Raw genomic sequence first — 17,095 nt, forward strand, 5'->3', positions numbered from 1 at the left:
TGCCCGGTCCGGGCGGGCGGTAGTCTCCACGGCCATGAGCGCCCCCGCGAGCAACCGGCTGATCGACGCACGCACGGGTACGACGACGACCTGGGCCGAGCTGGCCGCGGTCGACCTGCCGGCGCCGGCAGCGGTGGTGGTCGGCACGTCGTACGAGGCGCTGCCGTGGGTCCGCGCGCACGCCTCGACCGGCGGTGAGCTCCTGGTGGTGGCGGCCGGCCGGATGGAGCAGCGGCTGCGGGCGGAGCTGCTGGAGAGCGGGTTCACCCTGGTCGAGGGCGACGATCGGTCCGCCCCGGACACGCCGCGGGAGGCCGAACCGGGCCGCCTCTGGCTGCTGACCTCCGGCTCGACCGGGCGGCCCAAGCAGATCGGCCACACCCTGGAATCGCTGACCACGGTCTCCGGCGACCTGGTGCCGCGCCGGTGGCTCTGCCCGTACTCGCCGGGCACCTACGCCTGGTGGCAGGTCGTCACGCTCTCGCTGGCGACGCCCGGTCAGGACCTGGTCGTGGTCGACCCGACCGACCTCGACGGCTGGGTGGTCGCCGCGGCCGAGCACGGTGTCACCGCTGCGTCCGGTACGCCGACCTTCTGGCGGCAGACGCTGATGACCCAGCGGGAGCGGCTGGCCGAGGTGCCGCTGGAACAGGTCACCCTCGGCGGCGAACCGGTCGACCAGGCCGTCCTCGACCAGCTCGCCGCGGCGTTCCCGCAGGCGCGGATCTCCTGGATCTACGCGTCCTCCGAGCTCGGCGCCTCGATCGTGGTCCACGACGGCCGCGCGGGCTTCCCGGTCGAGTGGCTGGATCGCGCGGCGCCGGACGGCGACCGTCCGCGGCTCTCGGTCGTCGACGGCGAGCTGGTGATCGCCTCGCCGCACCACGGCGCCGGCCTCGGCGGAGCGGTGCCCACTGGCGACGCGGTGGTCGTCGAGGACGGCCGGGTGATCATCACCGGCCGGATCAACAGCGACGAGATCAACGTCGGCGGCGCGAAGGTCTCGGCCGGGGTGGTCCGCTCGGTGCTCACCAGCCACCCGGAGATCGCCTGGGCGGCGGTCCGCGGCCGGAAGTCGGCGCTGGTCGGCAACCTGGTGGTGGCCGAGGTGGTGCTGACCCCCGGGGCGACCGACTCCCGGGAGCTCCAGGCGGCCCTGACGGCCTGGTGCGCCGAGCGGCTCCCGGAGTACGGCGTCCCGCGCCGGATCAAGGTCCTCGACGAGATCCCGGCGACGGTCACCGGGAAGTCGGCCGTCTAGCCGTGTGACCTTCGACATACGGCCGTTCCCTGGTCGGAGTCGATGCCGCGGGCGTACGCTTTTTGCGTCATCAAGTAGTGCGGTACCCGCCCGGGACTGCAACGAAAGGCGATGAGCCCACATGACCCGTATCGGGGTTGTTGGCGCCGGCAGGGTCGGCGCTGTCCTAGCCGCTGCGCTGCGCGCCGCCGGCCATGAGATCGTCGCCGCTGCCGGCGAGTCCACGGCGTCGCGCGAGCGGATGGCGGCGCTGCTGCCCGGCGTGCCCGGCGGCAAGCCGACCGACGTCGCGAAGTCCTGCGACCTGCTGCTGCTGACCGTTCCCGACGACATGCTCGAGAACGTCGTGAACACGATGGTCGGGGCCGGTGCGATCCGCGCGGGCCAGTACGTCGTGCACACCTCCGGCCGGCACGGGCTGGCAGTGCTCGAGGCGGCCTCGTTCGTCGGGGCGCACCCGGTGGCGATGCACCCGGCGATGACCTTCACCGGCACCGAGGTCGACCTCGACCGGCTCCGCGGCACCGTCTTCGGCGTGACCGCCGGGGAGCAGGACCGGGCCGTCGTCGAATCCCTCGTCGCCGACCTCGGCGGGGTGCCGATGTGGGTTCCCGAGGAGAAGCGCACGCTCTACCACGCCGGTCTCGCGCACGGCGCGAACCACCTGGTCACCCTGGTGTCCCAGGCGATGGAGCTGCTTGCTGCCTCGGGTGCCGAGGACCCGGCGGCCACGCTCCGGCCGCTGCTGACCGCCGCGCTCGACAACGCCCTGGTCGCCGGCGACGCCGCGCTCACCGGGCCGATCGTCCGCGGCGACGTGAACACCGTGCGGGCGCACCTGCGCGACATCGGCGAGACCGCGCCGGCCACCATCCCGTCGTACGTCGCGATGGCGAAGGCCACCGCCGACCGGGCCGTCCTGGACGGCCGCCTGATGCCGCTCCGTGCGGTCAAGATCGTCCGGCTGCTCGACGAGGCCCTGGCCAAGGTCGAGTCCCCGCACCTGACGCACCGCACCTGGACCGAGCAGCCGTGACCACCACCCTGCTGCGCGCGGACACGCGTGCGGACCTGGCCGCTGCGCTGACCCCGACCCGGCTCGCCGGCCGGCAGGTCGCGTTCGTGCCGACGATGGGGGCCCTCCACGACGGCCACCTGGCGCTGATGCGCCACGCCCGCGAGCTGGTCGGGCCCGACGGCGCGCTGGTGGTCTCGATCTTCGTCAACCCGCTGCAGTTCGGTCCGAACGAGGACCTCGACCGCTACCCGCGCACCCTGGACGCCGACCTGGACGCCTGCGCCGGGGCCGGTGTCGACGTGGTCTTCACCCCGGACGTCGCCGAGGTCTACCCGAACGGCGTCCCCTTCGCGAGCGACGCGGCCGACGTCACCGTGGACCCCGGCCCGCTCGCGCGGATCCTCGAGGGCGCCTCCCGCCCGGGCCACTTCCGCGGCGTCCTGACCGTGGTCGCCAAGCTCTTCGGCCTGGTCCGGCCCGATGTCGCCGTCTTCGGTCAGAAGGACTACCAGCAGCTGGCCCTGCTGCGCCGGATGGCCGCCGACCTGTGCCTCGGCATCGAGGTGGTCGGCGCCGAGACCGTGCGCGAGCCGGACGGCCTGGCGCTCTCCAGCCGCAACCGGTTCCTCGACGCCGACCAGCGCGCCGAGGCCATGGTCCTGTCGCGCGCGCTGCTCGCCGCCCAGGAGGATGCGACCCGTGGTGCCGCCGCGGCGCTGGGGGCCGCCCGCGCAGCCCTCCGTACGACGCACCTGGTGGACGTCGACTACCTCGAGATCACCGACCCCGATCTCGGGCCGACGCCGGAGAGCGGCGCCGCCCGGATGCTCATCGCCGCCCGGGTGGGCTCCACCCGGTTGATCGACAACGTCGCCCTGGACCTCGGGGCTGCGACAGAAGGAGGCAGCTGATGCTGCGCACGATGATGAAGAGCAAGATCCACCGCGCCACCGTTACGCAGGCGGACCTGCACTACGTCGGCTCGGTGACCGTGGACGAGGACCTCCTCGACGCGGCCGACCTGCTGGTCGGCGAGCTGGTGCACATCGTCGACATCACCAACGGTGCCCGGCTGGAGACCTACACGATCGCGGGGCCGCGCGGCTCCGGGATCATCGGGATCAACGGCGCGGCCGCCCGGCTGGTCCACCCCGGCGACCTGGTCATCCTGATCGCCTACGGCCAGATGGAGACCGCGGAGGCCCGGGAGTACCAGCCGCACGTGGTCTTCGTCGATGCCGACAACCGGATCATCGGCACCGGTTCGGACCCGGCGGAGGCGCTGCCGGGCACCGGCCTGGTGCGCGGTGACCTCGTCGACGCCGATGCTCGCTAGCATCCACGGATGAGCCTTTCTTTCCCCGGCCCGCTCCCGCAGCGTCTCGCGGCGGGCGACCCGGGCTGGACCCGGGAGGCCGACGTCGTGGTGGTCGGCTCCGGCATCGCCGGGCTGACGGCCGCGCTCCGGCTGCGCGGACAGGTCGGCAAGATCCTGGTCGTCACCAAGGACGTCCTCTCCGCGGGCTCGACCCAGTGGGCCCAGGGCGGCATCGCCGCAGCGCTCGGCCCCGGTGACACCCCGCACGAGCACGAGGTCGACACCCTGGTCGCCGGTGCCGGAGCGTGCGACCTCGAAGCGGTGCGGGTGCTCGTCAACGAGGGCCCCGACGCCGTCCGCGAGCTGATCGCCCTCGGCGCCAACTTCGACCACGCCGCTGACGGCGAGCTGTCGCTGACCCGCGAGGGCGGTCACCACCGCGACCGGATCGCGCACGCCGGCGGGGACGCCACCGGCGCCGAGATCCAGCGCGCCCTGGTCGCCGCGATCGAGGCGGCCCCCGACGTCGAGGTGATCCAGCACGCCCTTGCCGTGGACCTGCAGCTCGGCGCGGCCGGCGAGGTGTGCGGTCTGACCCTGCACGTGATGGGGGAGGGTCAGCGGGACGGCGTCGGCCAGGTCCGCTGCCGGGCCGTCGTCCTGGCGTCCGGGGGGCTCGGCCAGGTGTTCTCGCAGACCACGAACCCGTCGGTGTCGACCGGTGACGGGATGGCGCTGGCGCTCCGGGCCGGTGCCGTGCTCCGCGACCTCGAGTTCGTCCAGTTCCACCCGACGGTGATGTACCTCGGGCCGGACTCGACCGGGCAGCAGCCGCTGATCTCCGAGGCGGTCCGCGGCGAGGGCGCGTTCCTGGTCGACTTCGAGGGCAACCGCTTCATGCAGGGCGTCCACGAGCTCGCCGACCTGGCGCCGCGCGACGTGGTCGCGAAGGCGATCACCCGGCGGATGCACGAGGAGGGCAAGCCGCACATGTGGCTGGACGCCCGGCACCTGGGGCGCGAGTTCTGGGAGAAGCGGTTCCCGACGATCCTGGCGACCGCTCGCAGCCACGGCGTCGACCCGGTGACCGAGCTGATCCCGGTCGCCCCCGCCTGCCACTACGCCTCCGGCGGCGTCGCCACCGACCTCTGGGGCCGCTCGACGATCACCGGGCTCTACGCCACCGGCGAGGTCGCCTGCTCGGGCGTGCACGGCGCGAACCGGCTGGCGTCGAACTCGCTGCTGGAGGGCCTGGTCTTCTCCCGCCGGATCGCCCAGGTGCTGCCCGGCGAGCTGGGCGCGCAGACCGAGCCGGTCGCCGACCCGCGGACACCGGGGGTGATCGACGGCAAGGTCCGGACCGCGATGCAGGCCACCATGACCGAGCAGGTCGGGGTGCTGCGCAGCGCGTCCGGCCTGGACCTGGCGCTGACCTCGCTCGGCGAGCTCGCCGCGGTCGACGGCGTCGAGGGGACCTCCAGCTGGGAGACCACCAACCTGGTCTCGATCAGTGCCGCCCTCGCCACCGCGGCCCGGCTGCGGGAGGAGACCCGCGGGTCGCACTGGCGCGAGGACTTCGGCGAGCGCGACGATGCCGCCTTCGCCGGGCACTTCGACGTCGTCCTCACCGACGGCGTGCCGGTGGCGACCTTCCGGGCGGCCGCCGCGACCGACGGGGAGCAGCCGTGATCGCCGCGACGCCGTACGACGCCCTGCCGGCCGACCTGGTCGCCGAGCTCACCGCTGCCGGACTGGACCCGCGACGGATCTACGCCGCGATCGTCGACGCCCTGGCGGAGGACCTGCCGCCGGACGGCACCGGCGTCGACGTCACCAGCGAGGCGACCCTCCCGGACGTCAGCGCCACCGGCGACTTCGGTGCCCGCGAGGACGGTGTGGTGGCAGGGCTCGGCATCGCCGCGATGGTCTTCCACTACGTGCTCGGGGACGCCGTCCTGATCTCCGACCGGGTCCCCGACGGCACCCGGGTGCGCGCCGGTGACGTGGTGCTCCGGGTCGCCGGCCCGGTCAAGGGCCTGCTGATCGCCGAGCGCACCGCCCTGAACTTCGCCTGCCACCTCTCCGGGGTGGCGACGGCGACCGCCGCCTGGGTGGACGCGCTGGAGGGCACCAGTGCCCGGGTCCTGGACACCCGGAAGACGCTGCCCGGCTACCGCGAGCTGCAGAAGTACGCCGTCCGCTGCGGCGGTGGCGTCAACCACCGGTTCAGCCTCAGCGACATGGCGCTGGTCAAGGACAACCACGTGGTCGCCGCGGGCGGGGTGCTGCCGGCGTACGAGGCGGTGAAGGCGAAGTACCCGGACCTCCAAGTGGAGGTCGAGGTGACCGACCTCGACCAGCTCCGGATCCTGCTCGACGCCGGCTGCGAGCAGGTGCTGCTGGACAACATGAGCAACGAGCTGATGGCCGAGGCGGTCGCGATCAATGCGGGGCGCGCCGTCCTCGAGGCGTCCGGCGGGCTGACCTTCGAGCGTGCCCGCGAGGTCGCCGCGACCGGGGTGGACTTCATCTCCGTCGGCGCGCTGACGCACTCGGTCAAGGTGTTCGACCTCGGGCTGGACCTGGAGGAATCGTGAGCGGGCGCAGCGGCCGGCCGGCGGACGACGCGGAGCGGGGACATCGATGACGCTCCTCTGCGCCGACATCGGCAACTCGCACACCACCTTGGGCCTGCTCACCGACGGCGAGGTCCAGGACCACTGGCGGGTCTCGACGCTGGAGACCCGGACCGCGGACGAGTGGTTCGTGTTGATCCGCGGGCTGATCGAGGACTCCACCGCGCTCGCGCACGACGGTCTCCCGGACGGGATCGCCGTCTGCGCGACGGTGCCCTCGGTGCTGCACGAGTGGCGGGACATGCTGAGCCGGCACTTCGGCGACGTGCCGGCGGTCGTCATCGAGCCCGGTGTCCGGACCGGCGTACCGGTGCTGATGGACAACCCGCGCGAGGTCGGCGCGGACCGGGTGATCAACGCGCTCGCCGCGGCCGCCATGTACGACGGCCCGGCGATCGTCGTCGACTTCGGCACCGCGACCACGTTCGACGTGGTGAGTCCGCGCGGCGAGTACATCGGCGGCGCGATCTCGCCGGGCATCGACATCTCGCTGGAGGCGCTCGGTCGTCGTGGCGCGCAGCTCCGCAAGGTCGAGCTGCTCCGCCCGCGCACCGTGATCGCGAAGAACACCGTCGAGGCGCTGCAGTCCGGGATGGTCTTCGGGTTCGCCAGCCAGGTCGACGGGATCGTGGCGCGGATGATCGAGGAGCTCGGCGTACCGACGGACTCCGTGCACGTGATCGCGACCGGCGGCCTCGCCCCGGTCGTCGTCGACGAGTGCCGCGCGATCACCGACCACCAACCCTGGTTGACCCTCCGCGGCCTGGAGCTCGCCTTCCTCCGCAACACCTAACCCGTCGAGTAGGCCCGATCTGTACGTCGAGCAGGCCCGATCTGCGCGTCGAGTGGGCCCGATCTGCGCGTTGAGTGGGTCCTCCGGCGTACTCGACTGCATCGTGGGCCCACTCGGCCGACGTCATGGGCCCGTTCGACGTTCAGTAGCCTTGCGCCCATGACTGACCAGCCCGAATCCGACGTTGACGACCTGCCCGAGCAGATGCAGGTACGCCGGGAGAAGCGGGCGCGGCTGCTGGAGTCCGGACGCGAGGCGTACCCGATCGCGGTCGAGCGGACCCACACGGTCAAGGAGATCCGGGAGACCTACGACCCGCTGCTCGAATCGGGCGAGATCGAGCCGGACACGATGACCGGGCAGATCGTCTCGATCGTCGGCCGGGTGATCTTCCTGCGCAACACCGGCAAGCTCTGCTTCGTCCGGCTCCGCGAGGGCGACGGGTCCGAGCTCCAGGTGATGCTGTCGCTGGCCAGCGTCGGCGAGGACGCGCTGGCGGACTTCAAGGCGCTGGTCGACCTCGGCGACCTGCTGGCGGTGACCGGCGAGGTGATCACCAGCCGCCGCGGCGAGCTCTCGGTGCAGGCGTCCAGCTGGCAGATCGCCGCCAAGACCCTGCGGCCGCTGCCCAACGAGCACAAGCCGCTCTCCGACGAGGCCCGGATCCGGCTGCGGTACGTCGACATGATGATCCGCCCCGAGGCCCGCGACATGGTCCGGACCAAGGCCGCCGTGCTGCGGAGCCTGCGCAGCACCCTCGACGCGCAGGGCTACCTGGAGGTCGAGACGCCGATCCTCCAGCTCACCAACGGCGGTGCCGCGGCCCGGCCGTTCCGGACGCACCTGAACGCCCTCGACCAGCCGATGCTGCTGCGGATCGCCCTGGAGCTCGACCTCAAGCGGGCGATGATCGGCGGCGTCGACCGGGTCTACGAGATCGGCCGGACCTTCCGCAACGAGGGGCTCGACTCCACCCACGCTGCCGAGTTCTCGATGCTCGAGGCCTACCAGGCGTACGGCGACCAGTTCACCATGATGCAGCTGACCAGGGACCTGGTGCTGAACGCCGCCCGCGAGGTCGGCCGGACCGTCGTACCGGGCCGGGACGGTTCCGAGATCGACCTGGAGGCCGAGTGGCGGCAGGCGCCGATCCTCGACCTGGTCTCGGACGCGCTCGGTGAGGAGATCACCGTCGAGACGAGTGTCGAGGCGCTGGTCGCGCACGCCGGGAAGCGCGATGTCGAGCTGCAGCCGAAATGGGGTGCCGAGGAGATCGTGGTCGAGCTCTACGAGCAGCTCGTCGAGGATTCCCTGATCACCCCGACTTTCGTCATGGATTATCCGGCGGCGGTGAAGCCGCTCGCGAAGAGCCACCGGTCCAAGAATGGTTTGAACGAGGCCTGGGATCTGATCATCAACGGCGTCGAACTGGCACCGGCCTATTCCGAGCTCAACGACCCCGTCGTCCAGCGCGAACGGCTGACCGCCCAGTCCCTGCTGGCCGCCGCGGGCGACCCGGAGGCGATGGAGCTGGACGAGGTCTTCCTCCGGGCGATGGAGTACGGAATGCCGCCCGCCGGCGGAATGGGAATGGGCGTCGACCGGCTGATCATGCTGCTCACCGGAGCCGGTATTAGGGAAACCATTCTGTTTCCGCTCCTGCGTCCGGAGTAATATGACCTGACGGCATTCGCGGGAATGCCGATCCGGGCCAACGAAAAGGAATTCTCATGGCGCAGAAGGTCAACATCGTCCTGGTCGACGACATCGATGGCACCGACGCTGAGGAAACGGTCAGCTTCGCCCTGGACGGCCGCGAGTACGAGATCGACCTGAACAGCAAGAATGCCGCGAAGCTGCGCGATGCCCTGGCGCCGTACCTCGGCCACGCCCGTCGCGGCGGCGGCCGCAAGCGCGCCCGTTCCGGTGGGCCGAGCCCGGCCGAGATCCGGTCCTGGGCCCGCGAGAACGGGTTCAAGGTCCCCGACCGCGGCCGCGTCTCCTCGCACGTGCGCGACGCCTACCTGGCCTCGCACTGATTCAGTCCCCCGGGCGGGGGAGCCCAGAGTGACTCGGAGTTCCCCCGGGCGAGGGTTCCAGGCTGCGCGCATGTCCGGGCAGTCTGATCGCATGCAGCCAGACGTGCACGACTTCCGCGAACGCCTCCGCGCCGTACCCGTCGCCTACTGGGTGCTCGCCGGAGTGCTCGGTGCAGCGCTGTACATCCTGGGGAGCGTGACACCGCAGGCCTACGGGGTGTTCGGCAACGGGATGAACGCGGAGGAGTTCTTCAGGCAGCTTGCCGGCATCGGTGTGCTGCTGGCGGCCGCGTCACCGGTGATCGCTCTGGTGGCTCCTCGGACGGCCCTGGCCACGGCAGTCACGCTGCCGGTGATCCTGTTCCTGCTGGCGAACCAGCATCAGTGGCCGTTCACGATGTTCCTCGCGGTTCTCGCGGTGGCGGTCTGCACGATGCGCGATCGGCAGGTCCTCGCCTGGCTCTTCGGCCTCTTCGCGATGGTGTTTCCGATCTCGCTGGTGTTCTGGGGTTCGATGGTGACCCCGGACGGTGCGTTGATCGATCTGCGGTCCTACGGCGACCCGTTCGACAGCCTGGTGACCGTCACCCTCTACGCGATCGGAGTGCTCCTGGCGCTTGGAGCCGGGGCGTTGTTCCGCTCCCGGGTCGCAGCCGGCGTGGCTGGCCGCCGTGCGCTGGCCCGCGCCGGACAGGTCGAGGAGCAGGCGACCGTCGTCGGCGAACGCGCCCGCCTCGCCCGGGACCTGCACGACGTGGTCGCGCACCACGTCTCCCTGATCGCTGTCCGGGCCGAGACGGCGCCGTACACGAACACGGATCTCGATGAGCCCGCTCGCGCGGTGCTGGCCGAGATCGCCGCCGATGCGCGGCTGGCGCTGGACGAGCTCCGCGGAGTCCTGGGGATCCTGGGCCGCTCGGGAGGGGACGCTGAGCGGATGCCGCAGCCCGGCTGGTCGGACATCGGAGCACTGGTCGAACGCAGCCGTGGTGCGGGCTCGGTGGTGATGGTCCGCGGCGATGGTGCTGACAGCGGCGACGTCGCGCCGTCGGTCGGCTACGCGGCGTACCGGGTCGTCCAGGAGGCGCTGACCAACGCCCGCAAGCACGCGCCCGGCAGACCGGTCACCGTGTCACTGACCCGTACCGACCCGATGGTCGTCGTCCGGGTCGGTACGCCGCTGCGAGGCGATGCCGTCGATGACGGCATCGGGCACGGCCTGCTCGGCATGCGGGAACGGGTCGAGAGCCTCGACGGCCGCCTGATGGCCGGCGCGGTTGACGACGAATTCGTCGTCGAGGCAACACTGCCGCAAGGAACGGCGTGAGCCTCGAACCGGTCAGGGTGGTCGTGGCTGACGACCAACCGGTGATCTGCGCCGGCTTCGCAGCACTGCTGGCTGCGCAGGACGGCATCGAGGTCACCGGTACGGCGGCGAACGGCCGCGAGCTGATGACCCTGGTCGCCGCCGACCCGCCGGACGTCGCCCTGGTGGACATCCGGATGCCCGTCCTCGACGGTATCGAGGCGACCAGGCTGATCACCCGTGACCACCCGACGCGGGTGCTGATCCTGACCACCTTCGACCTCGATGCCTACGTCTACGACGCGATCCGTGCCGGGGCCAGCGGGTTCCTACTCAAGGACGTCACCGCCGACCGCCTCGTGGACGGTGTCCGGATGATCGCCGAGGGGTCGATGCTGCTGGGGCCGACGGTGAGTCGCCGACTGGTCGCCGACTTCGCGCGCGGACCGCGAACCTCGGCCCGGGTCCAGGTGTCGGAGGTCTTGAGCCCCCGCGAGTACGAGGTCCTCCTGAACCTCGCCCAGGGCCGGTCGAACGCCGAGATCGCGGATGGGCTGGTGATCTCGACGGAGACGGTCAAGTCGCACGTGGCAGAGGTGCTGCGCAAGCTCGGCCTGCGCGACCGGATCCAGGCGGTCGTCTTCGCCTATGAGAACGGGCTGGTCCGGCCCGGCGACTAATCGCCGGGCCGGCGTTCATCTCAGCCGAGACGCATGCCTCCGGGGCCTCCGAAGTAGGTCTCGCTGTTGATCCGGCCGTACTTGGGCACCTTCACGGTGCGCTCCCCGGCGGTCCCGCCGAGCACCACCCGGCGGTAGGAGACGTTGTTCTTCTTGGTGGTCTCCTTCAGGCGGTTGAGCGGGTTGGCGGTCACCCGGATCCAGTAGGAGCCGTTGGGCAGCCCGGTGATGTCGATCGACTGGCCGGCCCGCTGCTGGGAGTAGGTGTCGCCCCAGCCGGACGCCAGCACCTCACGCACCCAGACCGACGTCGGGTCGCCGCAGGCGGTGGAGAGGTCCCCGTTGCCCGGGTCGACCACGGCACCGCGACCGAGCAGGTCGATGGCGTCGGTCGGGGCCAGGCAGAACGCCTCCTTGCCGCTGGTGCGCAGGCGCTTGTGCTTGCGGTTGGTCAGGTCGTAGACCGCGAAGTCCCGGAAGTGCCAGTGCGAGTGCGAGGGACGGACGTCGTACTCCATCGTGCCGACCCGGCGCGACGCCACCTGGCGCTCGCCGCGGTAGAAGAACTGGTAGGCATCCATCTCCGGCGCGGACCCGCGCCGGAAGCCCTCGGCGACCAGCGGGGCCGGCCCGCCGTTGTAGACCGTCGCGGCGAAGTCGAGGAGGTCGCGACCGCCCTCGTTGTGGGTCGAGATCCCGAACGCCGGCAACGAGATCAGGTCCGGCAGCACGCCCGGGGAGAGTCGTCGCGCGTCGGCTCCGGGCGCGCTCGGGGCGCCCTGCCGTGCGTTCGCCGAGGCGGACCGAGGGCCGGACCGGCCGGACGCGTGCGGGACCGGCTCGGGACCGGGACCCTCCTCTTCGTCGACCACGTGCTTGACGGTGATGCGGAAGCGGAGCTTGCGCTGCGCGTCGGTCAGCCCGAGGACCTTCGCCAGCCCCCAGCGCATCGTCACGTCGAGGATCGCCCGGTCACCGGCCATCGCCGCCGGCGGCTCGATGCCCCAGCCGAGGACCTGCCGGGCCCAGCCGCGGTCGATGCCCCAGCGTTGGCTGCGGGTGAAGGGGTGCGAGCTGCAGCCGGAGGTGAACGCGGTCTCGGTGGCGGCGTTCGGCCGCAACCGGCTCGGCTGGCCGTCGTTGGGGCACCAGGTCACCTTGGTCGAGGACGTCACGGCGCCGGCCGGCGTCCGCCAGGTCAGCGTGAAGGCGTCCCGCAGCCCGGTCCAGCCGGCCAGCAGCTTGCCGGGGACCTTCTGGCTCCGGTTGCCGATCCGCAGGGTCGCGGTGATCGGTTCGCTGGCGCTCGTGCGGCGGACGTCGAACTCGAGCCGGCTCTTCCGGGATCCGAGGTAGATCGCCGGGTTGAACTCGGTCCACTGCTCCTCGCCGGAGTTGTGGATCGTCATCACGACGTTCTTGCTCGGGCTGAACAGCCGGACACCGGTGTCGCGTTGCGGGGCCGCCTGGGCGGTCAGCGTGGTCAGCGCCAGCGCGCTGACGGCGAGCAGACCGGGTACGGCGGTGCGGAGATGGCGCACGAGACGACCTTTCTCGAAGGAATGAACTGAACGTACGACGCTCCGCGGAGCCGTTCGGTTGCCTGCGCGGCCGATGATTCTCAGATTTCATGTTCGCTCAGAGCGGATACGGTCTTTCGGCGGAACACGTAGGGTGGAATCAGGGTTTGAGAGACGTGCGGGTGGCACGGCGACCGACCCGCGTAGTCAAGGAGCGATGCCCATGTTCGAACGGTTCACAGACCGTGCCCGTCGTGTTGTCGTGCTGGCCCAGGAAGAGGCCCGCATGCTCTCGCACAACTACATCGGCACCGAGCACATCCTGCTCGGGCTGATCCACGAAGGTGACGGCATTGCGGCCAAGGCCCTGGAAAGCCTCGGCATCTCGCTCGAAGGCGTCCGCGCCCAGGTCGAAGAGATCATCGGCCAGGGCCAGCAGGCCCCGAGCGGCCACATCCCGTTCACCCCCCGCGCCAAGAAGGTCCTCGAGCTCTCGCTCCGGGAGGCCCTCCAGCTCGGCCACAACTACATCGGCACCGAGCACATCCTGCTCGGCCTGATCCGCGAGGGCGAGGGCGTCGCCGCCCAGGTCCTCCAGAAGCTCGGCGCGGACCTCAACCGGGTCCGCCAGCAGGTCATCCAGCTGCTCTCGGGCTACCAGGGCAAGGAGGCGCAGACGGCCGGTACGGCGCCCGAGGCCGCCCCGAGCTCGAGCCTGGTCCTCGACCAGTTCGGCCGCAACTACACGCAAGCCGCGAAGGAGGGCAAGCTCGATCCCGTCATCGGTCGCGAGAAGGAGATCGAGCGGGTCATGCAGGTGCTGTCCCGCCGCACCAAGAACAACCCGGTGCTGATCGGCGAGCCCGGCGTCGGCAAGACCGCCTGCGTCGAGGGCCTGGCCCAGGCGATCGTGCGCGGCGACGTGCCCGAGACGCTGAAGGACAAGCAGATCTACTCGCTCGACCTGGGCGCCCTGGTGGCCGGCTCGCGCTACCGCGGTGACTTCGAGGAGCGCCTGAAGAAGGTCCTCAAGGAGATCAAGACCCGCGGCGACATCATCCTGTTCATCGACGAGCTGCACACGCTCGTCGGTGCGGGTGCCGCCGAGGGTGCGATCGACGCCGCCAGCATCCTCAAGCCGATGCTGGCCCGCGGCGAGCTGCAGACCATCGGTGCGACCACGCTCGACGAGTACCGCAAGCACCTGGAGAAGGACGCCGCGCTGGAGCGCCGCTTCCAGCCGATCCAGGTCGCCGAGCCGTCGATCGCGCACACCATCGAGATCCTCAAGGGTCTGCGCGACCGGTACGAGGCGCACCACCGGGTGACCATCACCGACGAGGCCCTGGTGGCCGCGGCGACGCTGGCCGACCGGTACGTCTCCGACCGGTTCCTGCCGGACAAGGCGATCGACCTGATCGACGAGGCGGGCTCGCGGTTGCGGATCCGCCGGATGACGGCCCCGCCCGACCTGCGCGAGTTCGACGACAAGATCGGCGAGGTCCGCAAGCGCAAGGAAGGCGCCATCGACGGCCAGGACTTCGAGGCCGCCGCGCGGCTGCGCGACGAGGAGAAGCAGCTGATGCTGGCCAAGGCCGAGCGCGAGAAGCAGTGGCGCGCCGGTGACATGGACGTGGTGGCCGAGGTCGACGAGGAGCTCATCGCCGAGGTCCTCGCGGTCGCGACCGGCATCCCGATCGTCAAGCTCTCCGAGGAGGAGTCGACCCGGCTGCTCAAGATGGAGGACGAGCTGCACAAGCGGGTCATCGGCCAGGAGGAGGCCGTCAAGGCGCTCTCCCGGGCGATCCGTCGTACTCGTGCCGGCCTGAAGGACCCGAAGCGCCCCGGTGGCTCGTTCATCTTCGCCGGTCCGTCCGGTGTCGGTAAGACGTGGCTGTCCAAGACGCTCGCGGAGTTCCTCTTCGGTGACGAGGACGCCCTGATCCAGCTCGACATGTCGGAGTTCTCCGAGAAGCACACCGTCTCGCGGCTCTTCGGCTCGCCTCCGGGCTACGTCGGCTACGAAGAGGGTGGCCAGCTGACCGAGAAGGTGCGGCGCAAGCCGTTCTCGGTGGTGCTGTTCGACGAGGTCGAGAAGGCGCACCCGGACATCTTCAACAGCCTGCTGCAGATCCTGGAGGAAGGTCGCCTGACCGACAGCCAGGGCCGGGTCGTCGACTTCAAGAACACCGTGATCATCATGACCACGAACCTGGGCTCGCGCGACATCAGCAAGGGCGTCAGCCTCGGTTTCGGCAACGCCTCGGACACCCAGGGTTCCTACGAGCGGATGAAGGCGAAGGTCCAGGAGGAGCTCAAGCAGCACTTCCGGCCGGAGTTCCTGAACCGGGTCGACGAGATGATCGTCTTCCCGCCGCTCACTCAGGAGCAGATCATCGCGATGGTCGACAACATGATCGCGTCGGTCGAGCTGCGCCTGAAGGACCGGGACATGTCGATCGAGCTGACCCAGGCCGCCAAGGACCTGCTCGCCAGGAAGGGCTTCGACCCCGTGCTGGGCGCCCGGCCGCTGCGCCGGACCGTGCAGCGCGAGATCGAGGACATCATGGCCGAGAAGATGCTGTACGGCGAGGTCGGACCGGGCCAGATCGTGCTGGTGGACGTGGAGGGCGAGGGTGCCGAGGCGACCTTCACCTTCAAGGGCACCCCGCGCGTCGAGCTCCCCGACACGCCTCCGGTCGAGGTGGCCGGCGGCAACGGCGAGGAAGCCGCGGTCTAGCCGCTACGGAAGCCTGAAGCGCTGGCCTTCCTGCACGACGAGTCCATCGTCGAGCAGGGAGGCCAGTGCTCGTTCCCGCTGCACCGGCTCGGCCCAGGCCGCGTCCAGGCGCGATCGCGGCACCGAGCCCGGTGCGTCCCGAAGCACGGCCAGCAGTCGGCCGCGGCACATCCGGTCGGTCCCGGCGTACGCCTGGGTCTTGCGGGCCGGGCCGTCGTACGGGGGCTTTCCGAGGCGCTGCCAGGCGCACTCGTCGAACACCGGGCACCCGTCGCAGCGCGGGCCGGAGGCGGTGCAGACCAGGGCGCCGAGCTCCATCACCGCCACCGCCCAGACCTCGGGGTCCACCTCGGGCACCAGGGATGCGGCGAGGTCGCGCTCGGCCCGGGTGACGCCGGGGGCCGGGAACTCCACGCCGCCGAGCGTCCTGCCGAGCACCCGCCGGACATTGGTGTCGAGGACCGGGTGGGCGCGGCCGAAGGCGAACGAGGCGATCGCCGCGGCGGTGTAGTCGCCGACGCCAGGGAGCGTGCGCAGGTCGTCGTAGGTGTCCGGGACCTCGCCGCCGAACTGCTCGGTGATCGCGACGGCGGAGGCGTGCAGCCGGAGCGCGCGCCGCGGGTAGCCGAGCCGCCCCCAGGCCCGGACCGCCTCGCCGCTGGGCTCCGCGGCCAGGTCCGCCGGCGAGGGCCACCGTTCCAGCCAGGCCTCGTGCACGGGCAGGACCCGGTTGACCGGGGTCTGCTGGAGCATGAACTCCGAGACCATCACCGACCAGGGGCTGGTGCCCGGTCGCCGCCACGGCAGATCGCGCGCATGCGCGTCGTACCAGGCCGTGATCGGCTCCAGCAGGGCGTTCATGGCGGCCAGCCTACGAGTCCGCCCGGTGCGCCTCCGCAACACCCGGGTCGAAGTTTTCTACCGTGGTGCCATGACCGCCTCGCCGCGTCCGCACGGACCTCTTCCCGCGCGCGTCTACTGGTTCCGCCGCGCGCTGGTCCTCGGTACGGCGCTGGCGCTGGTCTTCGCGCTGGCCCGGATGCTGACCGGTTCCGCCGAGCCCGATCCGCAGAGCAAGGCCAACGTCACGGCCGCCAAGAGCACGCCGACGCCGGAAGCCGGTCCGCTCGGACCGCAGCCGGTGGTGACCGCGAAGCCGGGTGCGACCCCCACCGGGACGCCGCCGCCGGCGCTCGCACAACCGAGCGGTCCGTGCGCGCTCGACGAGATCACCGTGACCCCGGTCGTCGGGACCCTGCAGGGGGGCGGCACGGTGCCGCTCACCCTCCAGCTCACCGGCATCCGCCCGGCCTGCAACTTCGAGGTGACCGCCGACTCCGTGGTCGCGAAAGTGACGGCCGGCAAGAAGCGGGTCTGGTCGAGCCAGGACTGCCCGAGCTCGATCAAGAAGGCGGCGGTGGTCGTCCGCAGCGGTGCCCCGACCACGATCCAGGTCACCTGGAACGGCCGGTACTCCGACGCCCAGTGCAGCCGCTCCACCGACTGGGCGATGCCGGGGAGCTACCAGGTGCTGGCGGCCGTGATCGGCTCCGAGCCGACCTCGGCCCCGTTCCGGATGACCAGCCCGCCGCGGCCGGTGATCACCGTGACGCCGAAGCCGAAGAACAAGCCGAAGGGCAAGGCGTCGAAGTCGCCGACGGTGGCGTCGGGGAGGTAGCCCTGGACGCGTGCGTCACCAGGTTTCGGCACGCTCGGTCGCCGAGCTCGTGCCTCGCTTCGGCGCTCGCTGCTCAACCACCGACGATCAAGTCCGCTGGCGCGTC

Annotated in this window: 15 protein-coding genes; 13 read left to right on the forward strand and 2 right to left on the reverse strand. The window is 71.2% G+C overall.

Annotation, left to right across the window (positions count from 1 at the left end):
• The first annotated feature begins 34 nt into the window (after positions 1-34).
• The 11 genes from EFK50_RS10630 to EFK50_RS10680 all read left to right on the forward strand — a co-directional run bounded on the left by EFK50_RS10630 (position 35) and on the right by EFK50_RS10680 (position 11,051).
• A complete protein-coding gene (locus EFK50_RS10630) occupies positions 35-1,261 on the forward strand; it encodes an AMP-binding protein (RefSeq protein WP_123227532.1) in 1,227 nt (408 codons plus the stop codon).
• 121 nt (positions 1,262-1,382) lie between these two features.
• Positions 1,383-2,297, forward strand: coding sequence for a Rossmann-like and DUF2520 domain-containing protein (locus tag EFK50_RS10635; RefSeq protein ID WP_123227533.1), 915 nt, complete (start codon positions 1,383-1,385; stop codon positions 2,295-2,297).
• Positions 2,294-3,190 carry a pantoate--beta-alanine ligase gene (panC, locus tag EFK50_RS10640; RefSeq protein ID WP_123227534.1) on the forward strand — a complete coding sequence of 299 codons (897 nt, stop codon included), beginning with the start codon at positions 2,294-2,296 and terminating at the stop codon, positions 3,188-3,190. The genes EFK50_RS10635 and panC overlap by 4 nt, the downstream gene beginning before the upstream one ends.
• Positions 3,190-3,615: an aspartate 1-decarboxylase gene (gene panD, locus EFK50_RS10645; protein ID WP_123227535.1), complete on the forward strand. Its 426-nt coding sequence runs from the start codon at positions 3,190-3,192 to the stop codon at positions 3,613-3,615. The genes panC and panD overlap by 1 nt, the downstream gene beginning before the upstream one ends.
• Positions 3,616-3,624: 9 nt before the next feature.
• Complete coding sequence (locus EFK50_RS10650; protein ID WP_123227536.1) at positions 3,625-5,286, forward strand: L-aspartate oxidase; 1,662 nt, start codon at positions 3,625-3,627, stop codon at positions 5,284-5,286.
• Entirely contained in the window at positions 5,283-6,194 is a 912-nt protein-coding gene (gene nadC, locus EFK50_RS10655; RefSeq protein ID WP_183407765.1) for a carboxylating nicotinate-nucleotide diphosphorylase, read from the forward strand. The genes EFK50_RS10650 and nadC overlap by 4 nt, the downstream gene beginning before the upstream one ends.
• 46 nt (positions 6,195-6,240) lie before the next feature.
• Entirely contained in the window at positions 6,241-7,026 is a 786-nt protein-coding gene (locus EFK50_RS10660; RefSeq protein WP_123227537.1) for a type III pantothenate kinase, read from the forward strand.
• A 159-nt stretch (positions 7,027-7,185) separates the two neighbouring features.
• The gene (gene lysS / locus EFK50_RS10665; protein WP_123227538.1) at positions 7,186-8,700 is read left to right on the forward strand and encodes a lysine--tRNA ligase; all 1,515 of its coding nucleotides are present in this window, start codon (positions 7,186-7,188) and stop codon (positions 8,698-8,700) included.
• Between the two features lie 56 nt (positions 8,701-8,756).
• Positions 8,757-9,065, forward strand: coding sequence for a histone-like nucleoid-structuring protein Lsr2 (locus tag EFK50_RS10670; RefSeq protein WP_123227539.1), 309 nt, complete (start codon positions 8,757-8,759; stop codon positions 9,063-9,065).
• Between the two features lie 91 nt (positions 9,066-9,156).
• A complete protein-coding gene (locus tag EFK50_RS10675) occupies positions 9,157-10,392 on the forward strand; it encodes a sensor histidine kinase (protein ID WP_183407766.1) in 1,236 nt (411 codons plus the stop codon).
• 23 nt (positions 10,393-10,415) lie between these two features.
• Positions 10,416-11,051 carry a response regulator transcription factor gene (locus tag EFK50_RS10680; RefSeq protein WP_484213815.1) on the forward strand — a complete coding sequence of 212 codons (636 nt, stop codon included), beginning with the start codon at positions 10,416-10,418 and terminating at the stop codon, positions 11,049-11,051.
• Positions 11,052-11,071: 20 nt separating this feature from the next.
• Here the strand turns inward: EFK50_RS10680 and EFK50_RS22455 are convergent, their stop codons facing one another.
• The gene (locus tag EFK50_RS22455; RefSeq protein ID WP_221177352.1) at positions 11,072-12,592 is read right to left on the reverse strand and encodes a lysyl oxidase family protein; all 1,521 of its coding nucleotides are present in this window, start codon (positions 12,590-12,592) and stop codon (positions 11,072-11,074) included.
• A gap of 202 nt (positions 12,593-12,794) precedes the next feature.
• On the opposite strand from EFK50_RS22455, the gene EFK50_RS10690 reads away from it, so the two are divergent.
• Positions 12,795-15,311, forward strand: a complete 2,517-nt coding sequence (locus EFK50_RS10690) for an ATP-dependent Clp protease ATP-binding subunit (protein ID WP_123227542.1) — start codon at positions 12,795-12,797, stop codon at positions 15,309-15,311.
• Positions 15,312-15,314: 3 nt separating this feature from the next.
• On the opposite strand, the gene EFK50_RS10695 is transcribed toward EFK50_RS10690, so the two are convergent.
• The gene (locus EFK50_RS10695; protein ID WP_123227543.1) at positions 15,315-16,172 is read right to left on the reverse strand and encodes an HhH-GPD family protein; all 858 of its coding nucleotides are present in this window, start codon (positions 16,170-16,172) and stop codon (positions 15,315-15,317) included.
• A gap of 70 nt (positions 16,173-16,242) precedes the next feature.
• On the opposite strand from EFK50_RS10695, the gene EFK50_RS10700 reads away from it, so the two are divergent.
• Positions 16,243-16,989 carry a hypothetical protein gene (locus tag EFK50_RS10700; RefSeq protein WP_123227544.1) on the forward strand — a complete coding sequence of 249 codons (747 nt, stop codon included), beginning with the start codon at positions 16,243-16,245 and terminating at the stop codon, positions 16,987-16,989.
• The last annotated feature ends 106 nt before the right edge of the window (positions 16,990-17,095 follow it).

The sequence above is a fragment of the Nocardioides marmoriginsengisoli genome, assembly GCF_003725695.1.
GTDB lineage: Bacteria > Actinomycetota > Actinomycetes > Propionibacteriales > Nocardioidaceae > Marmoricola > Marmoricola marmoriginsengisoli.

Bases quoted from the DNA above. Each gene is read 5' to 3' on its own strand.
- lysS (WP_123227538.1), top strand. From the start codon at position 7,186: ATGACTGACCAGCCCGAATCCGACGTTGACGACCTGCCCGAGCAGATG.
- EFK50_RS10630 (WP_123227532.1), top strand. From the start codon at position 35: ATGAGCGCCCCCGCGAGCAACCGGCTGATCGACGCACGCACGGGTACG.
- EFK50_RS10695 (WP_123227543.1), bottom strand. From the start codon at position 16,172: ATGAACGCCCTGCTGGAGCCGATCACGGCCTGGTACGACGCGCATGCG.
- EFK50_RS10660 (WP_123227537.1), top strand. From the start codon at position 6,241: ATGACGCTCCTCTGCGCCGACATCGGCAACTCGCACACCACCTTGGGC.
- EFK50_RS10670 (WP_123227539.1), top strand. From the start codon at position 8,757: ATGGCGCAGAAGGTCAACATCGTCCTGGTCGACGACATCGATGGCACC.
- EFK50_RS10690 (WP_123227542.1), top strand. From the start codon at position 12,795: ATGTTCGAACGGTTCACAGACCGTGCCCGTCGTGTTGTCGTGCTGGCC.
- EFK50_RS10650 (WP_123227536.1), top strand. From the start codon at position 3,625: ATGAGCCTTTCTTTCCCCGGCCCGCTCCCGCAGCGTCTCGCGGCGGGC.
- EFK50_RS10675 (WP_183407766.1), top strand. From the start codon at position 9,157: ATGCAGCCAGACGTGCACGACTTCCGCGAACGCCTCCGCGCCGTACCC.
- panD (WP_123227535.1), top strand. From the start codon at position 3,190: ATGCTGCGCACGATGATGAAGAGCAAGATCCACCGCGCCACCGTTACG.
- EFK50_RS10635 (WP_123227533.1), top strand. From the start codon at position 1,383: ATGACCCGTATCGGGGTTGTTGGCGCCGGCAGGGTCGGCGCTGTCCTA.
- EFK50_RS10700 (WP_123227544.1), top strand. From the start codon at position 16,243: ATGACCGCCTCGCCGCGTCCGCACGGACCTCTTCCCGCGCGCGTCTAC.